This is a genomic window from Chryseobacterium phosphatilyticum (genome assembly GCF_002899825.2).
GTDB classification, from domain to species: Bacteria; Bacteroidota; Bacteroidia; order Flavobacteriales; family Weeksellaceae; genus Chryseobacterium; species Chryseobacterium phosphatilyticum.
In genome coordinates, this window is record NZ_PPED02000095.1 from 1 (window position 1) to 455 (window position 455).

The following is a 455-nucleotide window of genomic DNA, read 5'->3' on the forward strand; positions in this document are numbered from 1 at the left end:
ACCGGACAACATGGAGAGGTCACGCCGCCCCGTGATCCAATCAATAGAAGAAGTTTACTCCGATTAATTGTTCACGTTTGCTGCGAACAAAGCAATCGACGCGGCGACGGAATGATAAGCTTTGATGAAGAGACTGCCAGAAGTACGGCATCTGCAAGCTATACCCCAGCAACGCTGAAGATACCATTTGGCGGATCACCTGAATGTTTCGCAAAATTTGGACAAAGAGACCATATAAAAAGATCATTTGACGAAGGAGTATTCAGAATTGCTCCAGCTAGCAGTTTCAATGATGCATCCCTAAATGAAGCTCAAAGAGACAACGAACTGATGCATTGGACAAGGACTCCAAACGAACAGATGATGGTGAAGTTTTATGGATTGGACGAAAATGGGGATGAAATTGAGATGCCCGTTAGGAAACAGGAACTCTTAAGAGGGATGACGGTTTCAGA

1 protein-coding gene is annotated in these 455 nt (G+C 44.6%); it reads left to right on the forward strand.

Translation table 11 applies throughout. The features are described from left to right. Positions 1 to 455, forward strand: a 455-nt coding sequence (locus C1631_RS25535) for a hypothetical protein (protein WP_165828377.1), incomplete at both ends; no start/stop codon positions are given.